Annotated in this window: 15 protein-coding genes and 1 tRNA gene; 9 read left to right on the plus strand and 7 right to left on the minus strand. The window is 52.4% G+C overall.

All coding sequences use genetic code 11. The features are described from left to right. The first annotated feature begins 17 nt into the window (after nucleotides 1-17). The 3 genes from CA264_RS08205 (at nucleotide 18) to CA264_RS08215 (ending at nucleotide 2,859) form a co-directional block, all read left to right on the plus strand. Complete coding sequence (locus CA264_RS08205) at nucleotides 18-1,139, plus strand: hypothetical protein (RefSeq protein WP_025606218.1); 1,122 nt, start codon at nucleotides 18-20, stop codon at nucleotides 1,137-1,139. 623 nt (nucleotides 1,140-1,762) lie between these two features. After that, nucleotides 1,763-2,653 (plus strand): transglutaminase-like domain-containing protein, encoded by an 891-nt coding sequence (locus CA264_RS08210; protein ID WP_025606229.1) that lies wholly within the window; start codon nucleotides 1,763-1,765, stop codon nucleotides 2,651-2,653. Nucleotides 2,654-2,787: 134 nt separating this feature from the next. Further along, nucleotides 2,788-2,859, plus strand: a tRNA-Glu gene (locus CA264_RS08215). A gap of 153 nt (nucleotides 2,860-3,012) precedes the next feature. On the opposite strand, the gene CA264_RS08220 is transcribed toward CA264_RS08215, so the two are convergent. The 3 genes from CA264_RS08220 to CA264_RS08230 all read right to left on the minus strand — a co-directional run bounded on the left by CA264_RS08220 (nucleotide 3,013) and on the right by CA264_RS08230 (nucleotide 8,002). Continuing rightward, nucleotides 3,013-4,785 carry a serine hydrolase domain-containing protein gene (locus tag CA264_RS08220; protein WP_025606231.1) on the minus strand — a complete coding sequence of 591 codons (1,773 nt, stop codon included), beginning with the start codon at nucleotides 4,783-4,785 and terminating at the stop codon, nucleotides 3,013-3,015. Between the two features lie 184 nt (nucleotides 4,786-4,969). Further along, nucleotides 4,970-6,109 carry a helix-turn-helix domain-containing protein gene (locus tag CA264_RS08225; protein WP_157593661.1) on the minus strand — a complete coding sequence of 380 codons (1,140 nt, stop codon included), beginning with the start codon at nucleotides 6,107-6,109 and terminating at the stop codon, nucleotides 4,970-4,972. 288 nt (nucleotides 6,110-6,397) lie between these two features. Then, on the minus strand, nucleotides 6,398-8,002 hold the full coding sequence (locus tag CA264_RS08230) for a hypothetical protein (protein WP_157593662.1): 1,605 nt from the start codon (nucleotides 8,000-8,002) through the stop codon (nucleotides 6,398-6,400). Between the two features lie 435 nt (nucleotides 8,003-8,437). On the opposite strand from CA264_RS08230, the gene CA264_RS08235 reads away from it, so the two are divergent. The 4 genes from CA264_RS08235 (at nucleotide 8,438) to CA264_RS08245 (ending at nucleotide 11,721) form a co-directional block, all read left to right on the plus strand. Next, nucleotides 8,438-9,916 carry a molybdopterin-dependent oxidoreductase gene (locus CA264_RS08235; RefSeq protein ID WP_036775914.1) on the plus strand — a complete coding sequence of 493 codons (1,479 nt, stop codon included), beginning with the start codon at nucleotides 8,438-8,440 and terminating at the stop codon, nucleotides 9,914-9,916. 89 nt (nucleotides 9,917-10,005) lie between these two features. Then, nucleotides 10,006-10,362 (plus strand): hypothetical protein, encoded by a 357-nt coding sequence (locus tag CA264_RS22190; RefSeq protein ID WP_237151198.1) that lies wholly within the window; start codon nucleotides 10,006-10,008, stop codon nucleotides 10,360-10,362. A 2-nt stretch (nucleotides 10,363-10,364) separates the two neighbouring features. Then, complete coding sequence (locus CA264_RS22195; RefSeq protein WP_237151199.1) at nucleotides 10,365-10,892, plus strand: helix-turn-helix domain-containing protein; 528 nt, start codon at nucleotides 10,365-10,367, stop codon at nucleotides 10,890-10,892. Nucleotides 10,893-10,953: 61 nt separating this feature from the next. Further along, a complete protein-coding gene (locus tag CA264_RS08245) occupies nucleotides 10,954-11,721 on the plus strand; it encodes an MBL fold metallo-hydrolase (protein ID WP_025606237.1) in 768 nt (255 codons plus the stop codon). A 190-nt stretch (nucleotides 11,722-11,911) separates the two neighbouring features. Here CA264_RS08245 and CA264_RS08250 read toward each other — a convergent pair whose 3' ends face one another. The 4 genes from CA264_RS08250 to CA264_RS08265 form a co-directional block, all read right to left on the minus strand. Next, nucleotides 11,912-14,833, minus strand: a complete 2,922-nt coding sequence (locus CA264_RS08250; protein WP_025606239.1) for a DEAD/DEAH box helicase — start codon at nucleotides 14,831-14,833, stop codon at nucleotides 11,912-11,914. Nucleotides 14,834-14,891: 58 nt separating this feature from the next. After that, nucleotides 14,892-15,701: a PepSY domain-containing protein gene (locus CA264_RS08255; RefSeq protein ID WP_025606240.1), complete on the minus strand. Its 810-nt coding sequence runs from the start codon at nucleotides 15,699-15,701 to the stop codon at nucleotides 14,892-14,894. Between the two features lie 278 nt (nucleotides 15,702-15,979). After that, nucleotides 15,980-16,930 (minus strand): NADP-dependent oxidoreductase, encoded by a 951-nt coding sequence (locus tag CA264_RS08260; protein ID WP_051364388.1) that lies wholly within the window; start codon nucleotides 16,928-16,930, stop codon nucleotides 15,980-15,982. A 184-nt stretch (nucleotides 16,931-17,114) separates the two neighbouring features. Beyond that, nucleotides 17,115-17,648: a TetR/AcrR family transcriptional regulator gene (locus CA264_RS08265; protein ID WP_025606243.1), complete on the minus strand. Its 534-nt coding sequence runs from the start codon at nucleotides 17,646-17,648 to the stop codon at nucleotides 17,115-17,117. Nucleotides 17,649-18,415: 767 nt separating this feature from the next. Between CA264_RS08265 and CA264_RS08270 the strand changes: the two genes are divergently transcribed. Continuing rightward, the gene (locus CA264_RS08270) at nucleotides 18,416-19,006 is read left to right on the plus strand and encodes an EF-hand domain-containing protein (protein ID WP_025606247.1); all 591 of its coding nucleotides are present in this window, start codon (nucleotides 18,416-18,418) and stop codon (nucleotides 19,004-19,006) included. 76 nt (nucleotides 19,007-19,082) lie between these two features. Then, complete coding sequence (locus CA264_RS08275) at nucleotides 19,083-19,682, plus strand: DUF4136 domain-containing protein (RefSeq protein WP_025606248.1); 600 nt, start codon at nucleotides 19,083-19,085, stop codon at nucleotides 19,680-19,682. The last annotated feature ends 44 nt before the right edge of the window (nucleotides 19,683-19,726 follow it).

A 19,726-nucleotide genomic window follows, 5' to 3' on the forward strand; every position in this document is an offset into this window, starting at 1 on the left:
AATTAAAATACGAGTTGATGAATCTGCGCCGACTGCTACGTGATGCCATCCCATCGCGGAAGCAAAAAACACAAAATGAAAACGGCCCCAAGGCCTTCCACCCTTTTACCTCTTACACGTACGGCGCCGCCTTCTTCTGTGCGCTGCTGCTGAACACGGCCTGCCAGCAAGAGCAGGAAGCCAACAGCGCCACTGTGGCCACGCCCCCGCCAGCCCCTGCCGATACGGCTTTTACCGCAGAACCAGCCGCAGTTGCTGCTGACTCTGCCGCTGCCCCACAGGCAGAAGTCGTGCTGGCAAGCAGCAAAGCCGAGAAAACGGCCGCCTGGACGTACCCGGGGCCAGAGCCATTGCCTGGTGCCATACTGCCGCAAAAGCGCATCGTGGCATTTTACGGCAACCCCCTCTCCCGCCGCATGGGCATACTTGGCGAACTGCCACCAGAGGAAATGCTGGCCAAGCTGGACGAAGAAGTAGCCAACTGGACCGCCGCCGACTCCCTGACGCCGGTGCAACCTGCCCTGCATGTTATTGTGGTAACGGCCCAGGGGCAGCCGGGGCGTGCGGGCAAATACAGGCTCCGGATGACAAACAAGATGATCGACGATGTGCTGGCGATGGCCAAGCAGCGCGATGCCATCGTGTTCCTGGACGTGCAGGTGGGACAAAGCACCCTGCAGGAAGAGTTACCGCAGCTGGCTGACTACCTGAAGCTGCCGAATGTACACCTGGGCATTGACGCCGAGTTCTCGATGAAGGACGGCGGCATACCGGGCCGCAGCATCGGCACCTTTGATGCTGCCGACATTAACTATGCGACACAGTTTTTAGCTGACATGGCCAAAGAGCACCAGCTGCCGCCCAAGCTGCTCATCGTGCACCGCTTCACCCAGCGGATGATCACGAACTATGACCAGATTGAGCTGCGCCCTGAGGTACAGGTGGTGATGCACATGGACGGCTGGGGACATCCTGCCCTGAAGAAGGACACTTACCGTCGCTACATACAGAAAGAGCCGGTGCAGTTTACCGGGTTCAAGCTCTTTTACAAAAACGACCTCCGCAAGAGCCCACGCCTGATGGAGCCGGAGGAAATACTGGCCCTGCAGCCAACACCGCTGTACATTCAATATCAGTAAAACACGTAAGCCTATACAAAAAAGCCCGCTGCCGATAAAGCAGCGGGCTTTTTTGTATAGGCTTACTGTGCCATGGCTACTCGAGTGGAAAAAGCATTTTGCAGCATGAAAGGAGACGCTTTGCCCACTGCTTTTCAGAAAGCCTTAGATAGTAGCTGCACTTGACTTACCCCACTGGCTTCCCTCCTCTCTGGCCTCAGTGTGTGGGAAGGCAGCAGCAAGGCACAATTACAGGCGGCAAGGGCATGGAAGGAGGCAGCGCACAGCTGGCGCAAGTAGTAGAACTCTGGCAGGTTCGACACATGGTTAAATGTTAGATATGCCGGGAATCCAGAGGAACAGGTACCGCCCTTTGCTCTACGACCACCCTTGGCAAATAGGGCTAAGCTCTGGCTTTTGTGAGGCTTCCTGCAAGATGTGGAGAATGGTAATGGGCAAACGCAGCCTTCCCTTTTAACTTATAAATTTATCGGCAAACCGCCAATTTATTTCTGCTAAAAATATTCAAAAAAACCTTTGTTTTCAGGAGCAAAAAGGCCCAGAGTTTGCGTTAAGTATAAAGAGGGCTTTGTAGCTGTATAGCTATGAAGTTCCGAAGCGCCAAACCTCCTAAAGGCAAACCTATGACCCAGCTTATACATCACAACATCCTAAACTTCGCAGTGCGGTTCATACAGATCATCATTGTGTTCCCCATGGCTGTGCTGCTCAGTTTTTACCTGCCCCCGTACAACTCTATGAACTATGAGTGGCACTTTCTCCTGTGTCTCCTATTGGCTGCTGCCGTCTCCGTATTAGTAACCAAGTACAGCCGCAAACTCATTGTACTTATGTTCATAGGCATACTGGGTATGATGGCTTTTAACAGTACGTTTAAGAACCAGACCTTCGACGGCATTTACGATGACTACAACGCCATGCTGGTAAATGTAACCAGCAACCCGCATAAGGTTTCTTACTTTAAGCCGGTGCGTGGCACATATTTCCAGAACCAGCGCGTAAAAAGCGCCATGCAGGCCACACATCCCAAAGTACGCGCTTTCGCGGTAGAGAACTCTACCCGCTACTTTCACGATGAGTACTACCGCAAGTTCGGCAAGCTCACCCGCTACTTTTCACTTTTTAAGCATATCCGCCTTAACTGGAAGTACGTGAACGACCCACTGGGCATGGACTACTACTCTCCGCCAATTGAAAGTATGCAGCTACTGGCCGGCGACTGCGACGACTATGCAATCCTGATGGCCTCCTCCGTTATGGCTATAGGAGGCGAGGCACGTGTTGTGATCTCACCGACCCACATGTACACCGAAGTAAAAATTGGGCATGTGGATGACCTGGATAAAATCAGCTATGCCGTGCGCACCCTCTTCCCGGATGAAGTGGCCGGGGACAAGATTCACTTCCACGAAACCGGCGACGACCTTTGGATAAACTTTGACTATACGGCCCCTCACCCGGGCGGCCCGTTTCTGGAGCCAGAGCTCTACAGCGTTATTTCGTTCGAGAAGTAAAAATTATTATATTGTAAATCAGCTATTTTCACAGCATGCATCATTTTTTATTACGCAGGGTATTGCGAAACCAAAATCACCCGCTATATTTGCATCGTCAATCAGGGAAATGAGCGACAAACCATCACCAAATTGGCCCGTTCGTCTAGGGGTTAGGACGCCAGATTTTCATTCTGGTAACAGGGGTTCGATTCCCCTACGGGCTACTAAAGCCGCTTCAGGTAAAACTGGAGCGGCTTTTTTGGTTCGATAAAACCAAGATTTCCCCTTTTGTTTTACTGCCTCCCTAACTGCAATTTCTAACGCATATGGTTAGAACACTCCAAACATAGGCTACATATCCACGCTTTGCAGCAGCATTAGTACCAGTTGCTTTCTACCAATACAGCGAAAAAGTAGCATCCACAGAAAGTCACCGCAGCCATATACCCCCTCAGCCACCCGCTCCGCAAGGACCTCCAGCGCAACACCAGTAAAACTACGGTGGCCAAGGTAAAGAAAGCGAAGAGGCATCTCCCAATCGTCCACAAGTATGTAAGCCCCTCGATAGGCACTCCTGCCGTGACACGGTCTGTGAATTGGGGAATAGTCCAAATGCTCAACAGCAGGCCAAGTGTAACCAAAACCGGTGAGAGCCGCAGAAGGAACACGTTTAGTACTATTTTCCGCTTTAGCAGCAGGAGCACGACTGAGATAGCTCCGATCATAACAGAGCTTACCATGATAAGCAGGCAAAGGAGCAGTAAAACAACCGGTGCCCAAGCCTCGAAGGCGCTAACCTTCTCATAGTACATGGTGTCCTCCACTATCACCGGCCGGTTCTCCCTGTCCCGAAGGAGCATAATCCTGGGGTCCTTCGCCCACTCATTTGTGAACAGCAGGCTGCTGCTGCCAGCAGCTTTCCAGTTCATCGAGCCACCGAGTATATAGTTGGCCAGCAACCCGTCCTGCTGCTGCTCCAGCTTAAAGGTCGTTAGCAGGCCCTGAAAGTAGCCAGTGTAAAGATCAGAGCTGCTGCTGAGATGATAATACCCCAGAAATGGGTCAACGGCAGCCGCCTGCAGTGGGTAGGCAGACGGTGCCTTTGGCTCGTCCAGGTGCCGGGTCAGGAACCGTCCGATCAGGTCTGTTGCGTAGCGGTGGAACCCAGGGTTGAAGGTGTTAATGCTGAAGGCAAAACCGAGGCCCAGCTCCCGGTTGTACAGGAAATTCGACAGGTAGCCCGCAACCGAACCTGAATGGCCCCTGAAGACCCTCCCATTCACCTCCCTGCTCTCATTCCCAAAGGCGTAGGTGCTGTGAAGCCCTGCCTGGGCAGACAGGTAGGTGCGCGGCGCTTCAGAATCATGCAGCATCTCCGTAGTCAGGAACTGTCCCTTAGGCGTTTGCCAGTCATGCAGGTAAGCCTGGAGAGCATGCGCCATGTCCACAGCGCTGGCGTTGAGGGAGCCGTAGCCGGGATTGTACTGCGGCCTGTGCGGCACGAGCTGAAACCGGCCATCTCTCCAGACATAGCCACTGCTGTAAGTTCCCGGCGCATCACCTGCCAGGCTCACGTTCGCATAGGGCATACCCAGACGTGAAAAGACTTTCTCCCGCATGTATTCCTCGAAAGGCATGCCCGACACTTTCTCGATCACATAGGCGAGTATGGCGTAGTTGACGGCCGAGTAGGAAAACCGCTCCCCCGGCCTCCACCTCGACTCCATCTGATCCTGAAACACCTTTAGAGTCTCTAAACCACCTAGCTTCTCTCGTTCGAAGTTGAATTCTTCCAGCGGTGACTTATCATAAAACCCCGTGCTGTGCTCCATGAGATGCGCCATGGTGATGGGATCCGTATCCTCCCATTCATTGTGGATGGGGACTTCGGGGGCCACATCCTTAAGCTTGGTGTAAACGGTTAGCTTGCCTTCATCCACCAAGCTGAGAATGCCAAGAGCGGTAAACAGCTTGGCAATGGATGCCTGCCGGAAGAGGTGCCGGTCAGTCACAGGCACTTTCTGTTCCACATCGGCGTAACCCAGCCCCCCTGCATAAAGCACAGAATCACGGGTAACAAGGGTTAGCATCATGCCCGCCACGTGCTGCCTTTCCATCTCGTTTTCCAGCAGGAACTTCAGCTCGTTCAAGTCTTGGGGCGTTGGTGCCTCCTGGCTAAAGGCGTTGGAGCTAGAGAGACAGCTGATTAGGTAAAGTAGTAGAAACAGGTTTTTTCTGCAGGTCGTCATATTTCGCATTTGCTTTGAATATTTTGACCTAAAGATGGCGAGTTGCTGCTACGTATGCGTTCGGGTGCATCCAAGCGAACAGATTTTAGGCATTTTTCGCCTGCTGCCGTGGCCGCGCCTGTTTCCCATACTCCGTCGGGGATAGACCCGTATGCTTTTTGAATGCCGTGTTGAAAGTAGTTTTTGAGTTGAAGCCCGCCTGATAAGCAATTCCGAGCATGTTAAGCTTGTCGGCTTCAGGGGAAGACAGCAGGCGCTTGGCCTCCTCCACCCGATGCCTGTTCACGAAGGCGTAGAAATTCTCACCGTACACCTGGTTGATTAGGTAAGAGAGTTCATGTGCCGACACACCGACCTTCTGCGCGAGTACGGGTAAACTAAGCTCGTTCTCCAGAAACGCCTTCTCATACTGCATCTCCTGCTCCAGCCTTAACTGCAGCGACTGCATCATGCTTTCGGAGAGCCTTTTCTGCTTCTCGTCCCTTTCACTAACGGGCTCAATCACCGGTTTAAGTTCTGCAAGCTGTGCCGGGGCAAAGGCGAATATCTCCTTTTGACGCAGCGAGAAAAAGGCCAGGGAGTAAAGCCCTGTTAAGTACAAGAAGGGCGTAAGGCTGAACAGCTGCTTAAAGTTGAAGAAGGCCAGGTTGAACCACACCAGCACCACGACAACCAGGGCAAGCAGAAAGTGCCTGAGCCAGGAAAGGTCAACGGCCTCGGTGGCGGAGGCCACCTTCTCGATGTTAAGCCGGTGCTGCCGCAGCCTTCTAAAGCAGAGGACCAGGTAAGCCACCGTCTGAAATGGAACACTGAGCCTAACAACACTCAGAAAAGCATTTTGTAATAACTCACTTTCAAACCGCAGGTTCTCCCCTCTCCAAACATTGGCCAACTGAAACAACAGCCATAAAGCAAAAGGGGCAAAGTGCCAAAGCTCCCTTGCCCTAAACTTTTTAGTAGGCGTGGTAAAGACGAGGATGCTTAGGTAAAGCGTGGGGGCGGACAGGAACCGGACAGCTTCTATGAAAGCAAAAGCCGCTGGGTACAGGACATGAAGACTCAGGTTGTGCAGGAACACCTCAAGCATGGCGCAGGCAAAGGTCGCCACGAAAAAGCCGAGCCATCTGTTGGCAGCGGTGTTGCTCCTGCTTGGGTGGTTGAATAGCAGGAAGGCAAGCAGGAAAGCGCCGCCGCAGGTTACTCCGATTAGCAAAGGGTTATCCATGCTTGATATAGTCTGTTTCTTTCGCGGAACCAGCACGATGCCTTTGACCGAGGCATTGTGCTTGCGCCTGTAGCTCAATATACAAACAATTCATCAGCAGGTGGCAGCCTTAACTTTTTTGAAACCTTACAGTTTTAGCAGCACTTCTAAAATCTCAGTAACGCTGCCACAGTACTCAAACAAGGTTGGAATTCAGCCCTTCTGACAGCCCCACATTCTGCCATACCCCAAAAAGGCAGAAAAGTGTTCATGCGGGAGAATAGATTCTTCACGAATCACTTCCCCTTTCTAAGGCTCATCCTCAAAAAGCGCCAGGTGCTGGATAACGGTTTTGCTTTCCATACCTCCCGCCAGGGCACCGGTTGTAACGCCGACGGTGCTGATGAAAGCAGCCAAGCGCAACTTGATTGTCCAGTCTATTACCGGCTGGTCCAGCAGCGTCGGCCAGGTTTTCATCAGCCCTTCGGGGAAAATATAGACTTCAATGAGAAACATCAGCGCTCCCACCAGAAAGAACAACCCGATACAGGCCAGCAGCACGCTCAGGAAGATCACCACGTTGGCAACTGCCAAATGCTCCGTCAGCACCCGCTTCTCTTTGCGCGGGAGGAAAAGCGACTGCACCCGCACCAGGTAAAAGCTCGCCGCCAGTATGCTGACAAGGGCATAAATTATCACTGTCTGGTTCTGCATGTTTAGGCCTACGTCCCAAATCTCTGCCGTAAAGACCAGCAGGAAAGAAGGAGCTACCGCTGCTGTGGCCAAGCCTGGTAAGGAAAGGGGAAGCAAAAAAGCCCAGTTCCGCAGCAGTGGTTTCAGCACATCCTTCGGATGCCGCAGCGCCATCAGTACATGAAAGATAAGCGCTTCCAGCATCGTGCCGCCGCGCAACTCCCGCTCCGGCAGGTGCTCTGTCCGCTCCTGCAACACCTTTCTTTCCTTCTTACCAAAGTGCTGCGCTCGCCCCCTCTCCTCCCGAAACTCAAAGGGAGCCATTAGCTTACTTTCTCTCACATTTCTGTGTGACAACCCGATGACATGGCCAAGCAGATGAAGGAGAAGCGTTACGCCATTCCAACGTACAGCCTCCGAGGTGAGGCTTCGGGCAGGGCTGCCCCTGCGTGTGGAGGTAAGCCTGCGGGTGGAGATCACCAGAACCCTGCACACTGTGGAAGCAAGACCGGCTTCCGCCCTCTTCTTGCGTGACATCAAAGCAACATCAGTAACCACGACAACCATGTCATAGGGTCCCTCCGCCATGCGCAGACTAGCGTAATCCAGAAAATCAGCAGGCTGCCTGGGTTCATCAGAGGCAAGGCCTTCCGGCTCGGCCAGGTGAAAGAACCACTCCTGCCCGGTGGCGGCCGCCATCTCTTCTTTGGCATCGTCAATAAGGTGTGCTGTAAAGGCCACTAGCGCCTCCCTGTCAGCAGACGGGCTGGCGGCCAGCATCACACCGACATTCATTTCCGCAGTTGGCTTTGGCCCCTGTGCCTCCTTCACCTCCTTAACAAAGCGGTTTGTGGAGGTAAGCGCCCTGACAAACCGGGTAGTGGAGGCCACTCTGCTTACCTGCAGCACCCGAATTGCCCGCAGCAGGCGGAATGCCCTAAAGGCCGGGATGATGAGTGCTAGCAGCGTGAGCCAGTTTTGTTTGATATACTGCCCCTTGCGGGGAGCCAGAAAGAACTTCAGCAAGAACTCCACGATGAACATCACCCAGATAGCAATTACCAGGCGCTCTTGTGTTGGTGTAAGTCCTTGTGTGAGTTCCAGGATAAAAAAGATAAGCCACAGTATGGAGAGAAGGAACATGGGTGCTTCCAGTCCTGCCTCCAGTTTGTAGAGCAACCGGAAGTGTTTGCGCTTTTTCTGGCTCTTCTCTTTTAGCATAGGCTTACTTTTGTCATACTTGCTGTTCCTCCTCATACGATGACAAAGAATGAAGTTTACGAAAGAGCCCTCTCCCTATATGCACTGCTGCGGATAAGGCAACAGTGAGCTTATGTAGCCCGAGGTTGGGTGAGTTTGCAACACCACCGTTACCTCGTCCTTCAGATTACATATAGGATGTTCTGTATCCAGGAGTGCAGCCCCGGCCAATCTACTGTCAGCGTTTTTTAACCTTGAACAGAGCTTCAGGACCCAATTGAGCAGACTGCAAAACAGCTAAAACTTCTGAGGTTTTTAAACGAATAACGCCCTGCCCTTTTCTTCCGTAGCTTCTAAGGGTGCTGCAGGAACCTTGTTTTGAACCCGGCTTTGTAGTTTTATATCCCCCGCAAAGCTGGAGGAACGCTATGGCAGCTTCTTAAACTTTTACATTCTATGGAAACACAGGCGCTTGATTTTCCTCTTTGGCTTCGGGTTACCCATTTCTTTAACTTTCTTTTTATGACCCTGCTGGTTCGCAGTGGAATAGAGATAATTGGTGCCCACCCGATGTTTTACTGGAACAACGACTGCGAGCCCGGAAGCGAATGGCTTAATTTCCTGAACAAGAAAGTCGAGAGAAACACGCTGTGGACAGCTGAAGATGAGATTCGGCCGCTCAGCCCGTGGCTGGCTTTGCCGGGCAGAAACAACCTGGGGCTGGGGCGACACTGGCACCTCTGGTCCGTGGTTGGCTGGCTTCTGTCAGGCATACTGTACATGACGTTACTCTTTCTGACTCCGCACTGGCAGCGCCTGGTGCCCACCTCCTGGAGCATATTCCCGGAGGCCTGGCAGGCATTTAAGACCTACCTGTCGCTGGAACTACCGGCAGCAGGCAACCCTTACAATCCCCTGCAACAGCTTACCTATTTCCTGCTCGTTTTTGCCCTTACTCCGCTGGTGATCCTGACTGGTATCCTGATGGCCCCTGCCATCAGTGCCCGCTACCCTAAACTCACAGCGTTTCTGGGAGGCAGGCAGGTGGCCAGAAGTATCCACTTGCTAGGGTTAGTAGCTTACGTCTTCTTTTTCCTGATTCACCTTTTTATGGTAGTGGCGCATGGCCTGGAGCACAAACTGGCGAACATGGTTCTGAACAACGAGTATGATACCAACCATTTAGCCCTTGCCATAGGTTTCGCTGCCATCGCCCTGGTCATTGGCCTGAACATCTTCGCCACCAAAGTCTCACTAAAGCACCCCTTCCAAACAAAGAAGGCGCTGGAGGTCGGGATAGACTCGTTACGCAGGTTCTTCTTCCATCACCAGCATTCTGTTCAGGATCACCAGAAAATATCCCCCACCCCCAGAGCCAATGGCCAGCCGCCCAGAAACACCGCCTACACCCGGCACCTTGCAGAGGAGTTTAAAAATTTTACCTTTGAGGTGAGAGGCTTAGTGGAAAAGCCGCTGGACCTGAGGCTGGATCAGCTAAAGGCCCTGCCAAAGCAGGAGCAGTCTACGCTGCATGTATGTGTACAGGGCTGGTCTTATTATGCCACTTGGGGAGGCGTGCGTATAGAAAACCTGCTGGCGCTTTGCAAGCCTTTGCCAGACGCAAAGTACCTTGTTTTTCATACTCTGGACGAGAAATGGGAAAAGCCGGAGGTCGATGGGTACTACTACGAAGTGATTGACATGGAGCTGGCACGGAAGCCGCAAACTATCCTGGCCTATGAAATGAACGGTGCGCCTTTACCTATTGCCCACGGAGCTCCTTTGCGGCTGCGCCTGGAGAGCCAGCTGGGCTATAAAATGGCAAAGTATGTCTGTGGTGTAGAACTGGTGGAGGACTTTAGCCATATCGGCAAAGGGCAGGGCGGCTGGCGTGATGATGTGCTGAATTACTACGTTAAAACGGCAGGCATATAACCGCCCGGAGGTTCAACAGGCTTCTGTGGCAACTTATCTGGCGAGAAACGCAAACATATCATAGAGAAATAGCATAGCAACCATACCCTTTGAGAACTATAAAATTCGATAAAACCAGGTGCGGTGTAGAGGTCTTGCTTCGGGTAGGTTCTGGAGAGGAAATAAAGTATGCCTATACCGAAACAGAAGCTTACAACACCGACTACTTCGAAGTTCTGATTTTCAGAAAAGCGAAAGGGCACGTTGTGTTGAACCAGCAAAAGGTTAGCCTGAGCGATAACAGCATTGTTTTTTTTCTCCGTTCCAGAAGCGGCAATGTCAGCTGGACCCGGGCCACCTGGATTTTACTTTTCTTATCTTCCAGGAAGACTTTCTCAACGACTTTTTTGCTGATAGGCTGTTCACGTACCGGCTGTTATACTTTTACCAGCTGGACTACCCGCTAAGTATGAATGTGTCGGCCGAATACATCCAGAAAGCCTGCAGCACCCTGACCGAAATACACATTGAACTGAAAGAGGCAAACCCGGACAGCGAGCACCTCATCCGCTCCCTACTCTATTACCAGTTGCTGAAATTCAACAGAGATTACGCGCAGCACAACCACCTGCCACTCGATAAGCCCGAAAACAACTATGCTTACCAGTTTAAGAAGCTGCTGGAGCTGCACTTTAGGGAGAAGCAACGGATCAGCGAGTATACTTCGCTATTAAGTATAAGCAGGATTACGCTCAACAAAGCTGTGCAGGCTCAGTTTAATGTAACCGCCACACATTTGTTAAAGCAGCGGCTGCTCTTCGAAACCAAGAACTACCTGATCCACTCTGATTTAACGGTGGCCGACATAGCGCATGAACTCAATTTCTCGGGGCCTAACCACCTGATGCGCTTTTTCAAAACACAAACCGGGCAAACCACCTCCGCTTTCCTGCTGGATTATCAAAATGGTAGCAAGGCAGAAAGCTTTGGTAGCTAAGCCCAATCAACAGCTGCTTAACTTTGTTGTACTGAAGTAAGAACTTAAAAATCAATACAGAATGGCAACAAATACAAGTATACAGTTAATCAGAAATGCAACTCTGCTCATCAACTATGCAGGGCAGAAAATATTGGTAGACCCAATGCTAATGCCAAAGGATACCATTGATCCGTTGGCAGGCAAGGCCAGAAACCCAATGGTAGAGTTACCCATGCCTATCGAGGAGATTGTGAAGGATGTAGACCTGGTGCTGGTCACGCATACACATCCTGACCATTTTGATCCGGTGGCTGCTGAAACGCTGGACAAGTCGATAAAACTGATCAACCAGCCAGCCGATAAGGAGTTTTTTCAGCAAGCAATCTTCACCAACGCTGAAACGGTACAGGACAGCACTGTATGGAACGGCATCACCATTCACAGAACAGGTGGTGAGCACGGCAGCGGGGAGATTTTGAAGCGGATGGGCACTGTGTCTGGCTTTGTGCTGCAGGCAGATAACCAACCGACCATTTACATTGTAGCCGACAGCATCTGGATAGACGAGATTGAGCAGAGTATACAAAAGTATACGCCTGACTACATCGTGGTAAATTCGGGCGGTGCTGCTTTCCCTGGTTTTGAAGCAACGCCTATACTTATGAACGAGGAGCAGACGATGGCGCTGATCAAAAAAAGCGGGGACGCCAAGGTTATAGCCGTACACATGGATGCGCTGGACCACTGCCTCACCACAAGGGCTTCCCTTCGCCAGCAAGCCCAGAAGGCAGCTGTGGAAGAAGGCAAGCTGCTGATTCCGCAGGATGGCGAAGAGGTACAACTATAGCTCGGCACCTTCGCTTAAATTCTAGCATGTTACTCCAAAGCAGCGAAACACCTGTACAGGAAGTTTGCTAACCCGACCTTTACTCTAAAAAGCCTCTTAGTTAACGATGGAAGGCTTTTACATGACTTTAGCGTACTTCTGAAAGATCAAACAGACACCCGCAAAGCTCACTGCTGCCGCTGCCAAGACGCTAGTTATTAGTCGCCAGCGCCAGCAGCGCTGCTTTAGAGAGGGACCTAAAAAAGTCGTCTCCCGTACCAACCAGATCGGAGGCCAGCTGCGCTTTATTCTGCTGCAGCTGCAGAATCTTTTCCTCCACTGTGTCCGGGCAAATAAGCCGCACGGCGATAACGTTGTTTTTCTGCCCGATCCTGTAGCTGCGGTCGATGGCCTGATTTTCCACGGCTGGGTTCCACCACGGGTCTACGAGAAACACATAGTCTGCCGCCGTCAGGTTCAGCCCCGTTCCACCCGCCTTCAGACTTATCAGGAAAACCCGCGTCGCCTCATCCTCCTGAAAACGGTTCACTACTTCGCCCCTGTCCCTGGTGCTGCCTGTCAGAAGTGCATAGCCTAGCCCCTCCTTTTCCAGCTCTTTCCTGATCAGGTCCAGCATCGACACGAACTGAGAGAAGACCAGCACTTTATGGTGGCGCGAGATATGCCGTATTTGCTCCAGCAGTATCGCAATCTTCGAGGAGGCAACCTTATCCTCCCCGATCAGCTGCGGAGCGTTGCATAGCTGGCGCAGCCTAGTGATGCCCCGGAGCACATGCATGGCGTTCTTCTGTATTTCATCCTCTCCCCTGGCCGCTATGTAGTCACGGAACTCCCTTTCATAGGCCTCGTAGACTGTTCGCTGTTCAGACCCCATCTCACAATGCAGCACAACCTCCGTTTTCTCTGGGAGCTCTGTTGCCACTTCTTTTTTGGTGCGCCTAAGTATAAACGGGCTGATTTTGTCCTGTAAAGCCCTGGCGCTTCGTTTGTTCTTAAATTTATCTATGGGAATGGCGTAGGTGTTTCTGAAGAACTGCTTTGTTCCTAACAGGCCGGGGCAGGCAAAAGAAAGCTGGGCGTACAGGTCGAAAGTGCTGTTCTCGAGGGGAGTGCCAGATATTGCCACCCTGTTACGAGCTTTGAGCAGGCGCGCCGCCTTGTAGCGCTGCGAGAGCGGGTTCTTGATGTTCTGGGACTCATCCAGAAAGACATAGCTGAACTGATACTCTTTCAGGTAGGCAATGTCTGCAACCAGGGTGCCATACGTGGTGATGACCACGTCGTAACCGGCAAAGTGCGCTGTACTTTTCGGCCGGCCGCTTCCCTGAAGTATGAGCAGGCTGAGGGAAGGCGCGAACTTCTGCATCTCCGCTACCCAGTTAGGGATAAGCGACGTCGGGACCAGCAGCAGGTGCGCGTTTTGCGCTGATTTTGCTTTTAAATGAAGTATGAAGGCAATGATCTGGATTGATTTGCCCAGGCCCATATCATCCGCCAGGCAACCTCCGAAGTTCAGGCTGTCAAGAAAGCTGAGCCAGCTGAGCCCCTGCAGCTGGTACGGGCGCAACTCGGCATGGAGACCTGCGGGCACCGAAACTGGCTTGATAGCAGCAAGGTCCGACAGCTGTACCTGGTACCGGTTCAGCTCCTCCCGCACCTCTTCTGCCAGCATGTGCGCCTCAAAAAGCTCAGAGAGTGCCGCATAGCTTACCTTCGGAATACGCAGTGTGGTTTCGTCTGCCACTTCACCGGCCCTAAAATAGCGCTCCAGTTTTTGCAGCCACTCCTCCGGCAGTATGCCCTTCGTTCCGTCGCCTAGCTGCACATACCTGCTCTTGTCCTTCACAGACCGGTACAGCTGCTGGAGAGAAGCCTCCTGCCTGCCGAACCGAACATGCACCTGGGCATTAAACCAGTTGACACCGCTTAACACCTGGATGGATATGACAGCTTTGTGCTGGTTCAGCCTGTTGCCTTGTAAGTCATTGAACCCAAGCACAGTGATCTGCTGGCTCTGCCATACTTCAAAGGCGCACAGGAACCAGTCCTCATCCAGAAAGCGGTTTTTGTGCAGGTAAAAGTACAGAAGCGGCGTCTCCAGCTGCTCCTCAAAATCCGGGTGTTGCCTTAGCAGTAAGGCCGTAAAAGCATCCTCGGCTTCCCCGTCTCTGGCTACCCCAATTAACTTCCCTGCCTTATCCTGCGCGTAGATCTGCCGCCTCGACAGCACGGGAATTTCGGTTTCCCCGTACTTCATCACCGGGGTGAGCTTAACATAAGAGCCGGACTCCGAAAGGTAGAGCCGTTTTTCGGGTGCATGGCCAAAGCCACCGGTCGCCAGTTGAGCCGGGGTGGCGGCTTTCAGGTATGTATGCGCCACATGTACATGGTCTTCCATTTCCGCCAGCACCTCTTTTCTGAACTGCAGGAAAGCGGCCCGGGGCAGTGTAACGCTGTTGCCGTGCCTTTTAAAGTATGCGATAGCCTGCAACAGGTGCGGGTTCGCGCACAGGTACCAGTCGGTGTCGAGCACCACAAACTGATCATACTGCACACTGATGCGGCTTAAGGGGCAGTAGGCGCCATCAATAGAGAGCTCCATACTTGTGGTGTACAGCAATCCTTTCTGGCTAACGTGAATACTACCGTCTGTTGCCGCTTGGCTTACCTGAACAGGAGAAATAGAACGTGGGCTTATTTTTTCCGTGATGTTGCTATCGTGCAGATAAAACGGGTACTGAAAGGGATTGCGGATCAGCGCCTTCAGGACCGCTGTATCAGTGCCCGAAGCCTCGTAGAAGCCCTGCAGTTTACTGATGGCAGCGTAAAACTTCAGTTCCTCCGGCTGCTGCGTACTCCAGACAAGATCAAGGGTGTTCAGCACCGTAAATGGGCTTTTCAGCTCGCCTGTACTGCTGCGCGGGCAGGTTACAAGCTGCGCCGTAAACAGGTTGTAGTACCTGTGCTTGCCAATAACAATGATGGTTTCCTTTTCCGGAGACGTGGAAGAAAGTGTCTCCTCGGCATTCGCCCCAAGGCTCCCGTTGATGGGCAGCACCTCGTGCACTGTTGCTGCCTTAAACGGCTCAAAATCCTGTTTCTCCTGTATCATCCTGTTTATAAACCACCTGCACGTATCGGCACTACCCTAAGGTGCAAAGGTACGCGAACTAATTAACCTGCCGCCTTCCCTTCCGGGTCTTTCGCAGAGAAGGAGAAGATACGAAGTAGAGCACAAAGCCGGACAGAACCGTAAAAAGGCCGAAGAAGGAAAAGGCCCGGAGCAGTATGTTACCAAAGTTATCGCGGCCTTCATAGTCCATGGTGTGCAGCATCCACAGAAAGTCGAACACGCGCCATTGGTTGTGCCGGATTGCCTGAAAAGTGCCCAGCTCAGCGGCTACGTACACGGTGCAGTTGTCGGGCTGGCTAAACGTGATTGCCCAGGCCGGCAAAGGCTTTTCACGGTACTCGTGGTGTGGCCCCACCTCCGTCAGGTAAGCCACCTCCTCAACCTTAACCGGGTCCGCTAACTGTCTTTTGGCTACAGCCACGGCCTCCTCTTCGGACAGGGGAGAAATAAATTGCCCGGTTGCGGCATTTGCCAGCTGCACGTGCACCGGAGCAGAATGGCCCGCCGTATGAGAGCCTGCATCCTGTACCGTTGGCGCCGTGGCCCCTGAGAAGTACCGCAGCTGGTAGGTAGGCACACCCACTATCTCGATCAGCTGAACAGACAGCACCGAGTCGACCTGCGCCGTGGCTTTCAGGCTGTCAAGTACCAGCTGTGGCGACACCATGCGCAGGGAAGCCGGATAGTTGCGCTTCTCCTTTCGGAGATGGTCCCCGTGCACCTCATCCAGGTCATTCCAACTGAAGTACAGCCCACCAAGGGTCCAGAAAAGGAACTGCACGCCAAGTATAAGCCCCAGGTAGCGGTGCGACTTACGGATGTAGTAGTTCTTACTTCTTAGCTTCATGAGACTAAGATAACACTTATACCGCAGCGCCACCTACTCCGGCACCGGCTATACTTCGTTTTTAGTACGGTAGATGAAAAAGCCACCGCCTGAGCCGAAAACTCTTCGGGCTTAACTTTACAGCTTTGTTTTAACTTTTGAAAAGCTACCACTACGATGCGAATGCACGGACACGAACAAAAACACGCCCCAAGTATAACTGAGCTTATACTTGGGGCGTGTGGTTTATGGAGGTACGCTACTGATGCACAAATAATGCGCCAGCGGGAAGAGCGGATTTACGGCACGATGACGATTTTACCGGTGGTGTGCGTCGTTTGGATTTGCTTCATTGCCTCAGCAGTTTCGTCTAGCGCGTAGGTGCCACTCACGAATACCTTTAGCTGCCCCGCGTCAGCCAGTTCCTGAAGGTGCTGCAGCTGCCGGGCATTCGGCTCCACAAACACATACTGAAAGTCGATGCCGGCATCCAGCCCCTCCCCTTGGTTGAGGATAGAGACCAGCTTTCCGGACGGCTTCAAGGCCAAAAGGCTCTGCTGTAACGTCTCACCGCTCGCGCAGTCAAAGATCAAATCCACACCGTCCGGCGCCACGGCCTTAACCGCCTCTCCCACATTGTTATTCCTGTAGTCAATGGTTTCGTCAGCACCGAGCTCCTTCATAAAGGCATGGTTCTTTTCACTGGCTACCCCTATCACGCGCGCGCCTTTTACCTTGGCTAGCTGTATCCCCAGGCTTCCCACGCCACCGGATGCCCCCAGTATCAGCACGGTCTGCCCTTCCAGCAGCTGGCCCGCGTCGTACAGCGACTGATACGCCGTCAGGCCAACAAGCGGTATGCCGGCGGCCTCTTCCCAGGAAATTCGCTGCGGCCTCGCGGCCAGGTAGCTTTCGGGAATCACAATATACTCTGCAAAGGTACCGTGCTGCACTACAGGGCGGCGGGCATAGGCGTATACTTCGTCGCCCACGTTAAACCGCCTGGCACTAAACCCTCTTTCCTCTACCACACCTGCCACGTCCCAACCGGGGATGACCGGAAACTGGTAAGGCAGCGCGTCCTTTAAGTAGCCCTCCCGCACCACATAATCCACCGGGTTTACGCCGGCAGCCTTTATACGCACAAGCACTTCTCCCTCTTTCACCTCCGGCACAGCAACTTCACGGATTTGTATTTTCTCGGGTCCGCCAAATTCATCATAAACGGCTGCTTTCATTTTTTCTTCCATAGCTTGGTTCCAGGTTATACGTTCAATCTTTTTGCTTTTATACTTAATTTATACCTACAACCCCTAACCCAGGTTCTTGTTTGGATTCCGGATGAAGCCACCAGGCATCCTCAGCTACTCCTAACACTGGCTTTTTAAGCTAAGCGTAAGCCTGGCCAGCCACTAACATGCACAGGCAGAAGCATTATAGCTTATACTTCTGCTTCATGGCGTGCACCAGTGCCTGCTCTTTAGAAATATCAAATTCGTGGGCTGCAAAGTACTTCCAGACCCCATCGATGTGCACCAGCAACAGCTCTGCCTCTAAGGCCGGATTTTCGTAGTGCAGCTCCTGAAAACACTCCGTTAGCCTCAGCAGGCACGGGCGCATAAAGTGATCATGGTACCGGGAGGAAATCGGGTTTAAAGGCATGATTTTATACTGCATGCGCCAGAAATCGGGGTTAGACTTTGTCAGAATAATGGGCAGCTCAATCATGTTGGCAACGTACTCCCGCGCCGACTGCCCCACCAGGTAAGGGCTGGTTGTTCTGGCCGCGGCCTGATACCCTTTCTTGATGATCTCTTCCAGCAGATTATCCTTTGAGCCAAAGTGCTTAAAGATCAAGCCCTCCGAGGTATCTGCCTCTATTGCAATGGATTTGGTAGATGTCGCACGCGCCCCGTTTTCTGTGAAAAGCTTTGAAGCAGCGTCAAGTATGTCTTGTTTCTTACTCATCTGTTTTGCGTTTATGCTGCAGCGCTAAAAGTAGCTGTACTTGCTTCGGTATAGCCGGCGTGCTGCCGCAGCTGCGGACACGAGCTAAAAGGTACCGACAGCAATGTACAGCTGTACTTCCTTAGCGCCTCTCCCGACACGATGTACGTTGCTGCCGTGGTGCCGTTTAAAACGGAGGCCTTGCCCCGCCACCAGGTTTGGCTTTACGGCCGATGCTCTTTTCCTGCAAGGCAACGGCTCAAAACTCTGTCTGCACACGTTACTGTCCTTGCTTAGCTGGAGCAATAAATGCATCCAAGTGAGCAGGCAAAACAGCACAGAGGGTACAATTTTACAGCCAACCAGCATCTTTCTGCTCACGCTGTAGCCTTTCTGTAATACCCGTTTTGCACTCTGTTTTCCCCCTTATACCAAGAAATCTGTAACGGTGCCCCTATGCTGCCGTAGGTTTAGGGAGACCTGTCTCTAAGGCTGCTAGCTATTAAGTGCTTCACACACTGATACCGAGATGGGCAGGTAAAAGGGCCATACGCAAGAGCCGGAAGTGGCTACCGAAGCTTATATGAACATGAGCGTGCCCTTTGCTTATTCGGATGAGACGGAGCGACAGACGGTTTAACCGGCTCCCGGCAGATGCGTTGGACGCGGGCATAGATGGCAGCAACACAGCCAGCACCATAAATAGCTGTCAATCAATACATACGCATCGTATGCAAGCTCATTTCGTACTTATATAGAACAACATATATTAATCTAAATCAATAACTATGAAAAAGAGAACAACTTACATCGGCAAAATAACAGGTTGCGGGCTGAGCATGCTACTGCTAACCGGCATGGTTGCCTGCGATAGCAATACAGAAGTAGCAGACACGGAGGTGGCGACATCCGAGGCCCCTATTGCGGAGGAGCTAAGTGAAGACGTGGGCAGGGACAATATAGACCTGAACCAATTTAACTCTGATTTTGCCTCTACCAACTACTACGAGGAGTGGGATGAGAATGACGACAACCTACTTGACGAGAATGAGTACAGAGGCGGCATGTACAGCACCTGGGACGTTAACAATGACAACCAGCTGGACGAGAACGAATTCACGACGGCTTCCAACGACTGGGGGCTGGAGAACGAGAGCTGGGCAGACTGGGACACGAGCGGCGACGGCATCCTGGACGAGAACGAGTTTAACACAGGCTTTGCCGACAACGGCTGGTTCGACGACTGGGACGCAGACAACGATAACATGCTGGCAGAGCGCGAATACTCAGAAGGTGTTTTCGGAGTTTGGGATGAAAACGATGACAACCTGCTCGGCAGCGACGAGTACGGCTACTATAACACCTACTATGGTGCCTAACACCATAGTTTAAGCAATTAAAACAGGGCACCGCTTTTAAGGTGCCCTTTCCACGCACACTCAATAACAACGAACTATGAAACAAGCAACAAAACCTGTGCACCTGCTGCTGGGGCTGTGCTTTCTGCTGCTGGCAGGCTGCGCCCCCTCTGTTCAGGTAGCCACAGACTATGACCGATCGGCTAATTTCAGCCAGTACCAGACCTTCAGTTTTTACCAGGACCGGCCCTCACAACCCCGTGATGCATCCGTTAACTTTAACGCATCGCTGGACCAGTACCTGCGCAATGCCATTCGCCAGTCGCTGGGCAACCAGGGCCTGCGCTTTGACACCTCCAACCCTGACCTGAAAGTGGCCTACGACGTGGCCGTGAACACTGAAACGGAGGTGAACACCAACTATGCGTACCCTACGGGGTTCGGCTATGGCTATAGCTACTGGTACGGTTACCGCTACAACTACGGCTTTAACCGCTTCCCTACCACCTACCGCACCATCAACCAATACAAAGAGGGAACCGTGGTGGTGGACCTGATCAACCCCGACACCAACGAGCTGGTGTGGCGCGGCATTGGCGAGGCAGCCGTGGACATGTCGGGCGGCATAGACCAGGAGCGTGTCAACAAGATCGTATCGGAGATTCTGCAAAAGTACCCGCCTGGCAGCAACATGTAAAACGCAGCCGAGCACTGAAAACAGTCGCTAAAGCTTGCTGCTAA

The sequence above is a fragment of the Pontibacter actiniarum genome, from assembly GCF_003585765.1.
Classification (GTDB): domain Bacteria; phylum Bacteroidota; class Bacteroidia; order Cytophagales; family Hymenobacteraceae; genus Pontibacter; species Pontibacter actiniarum.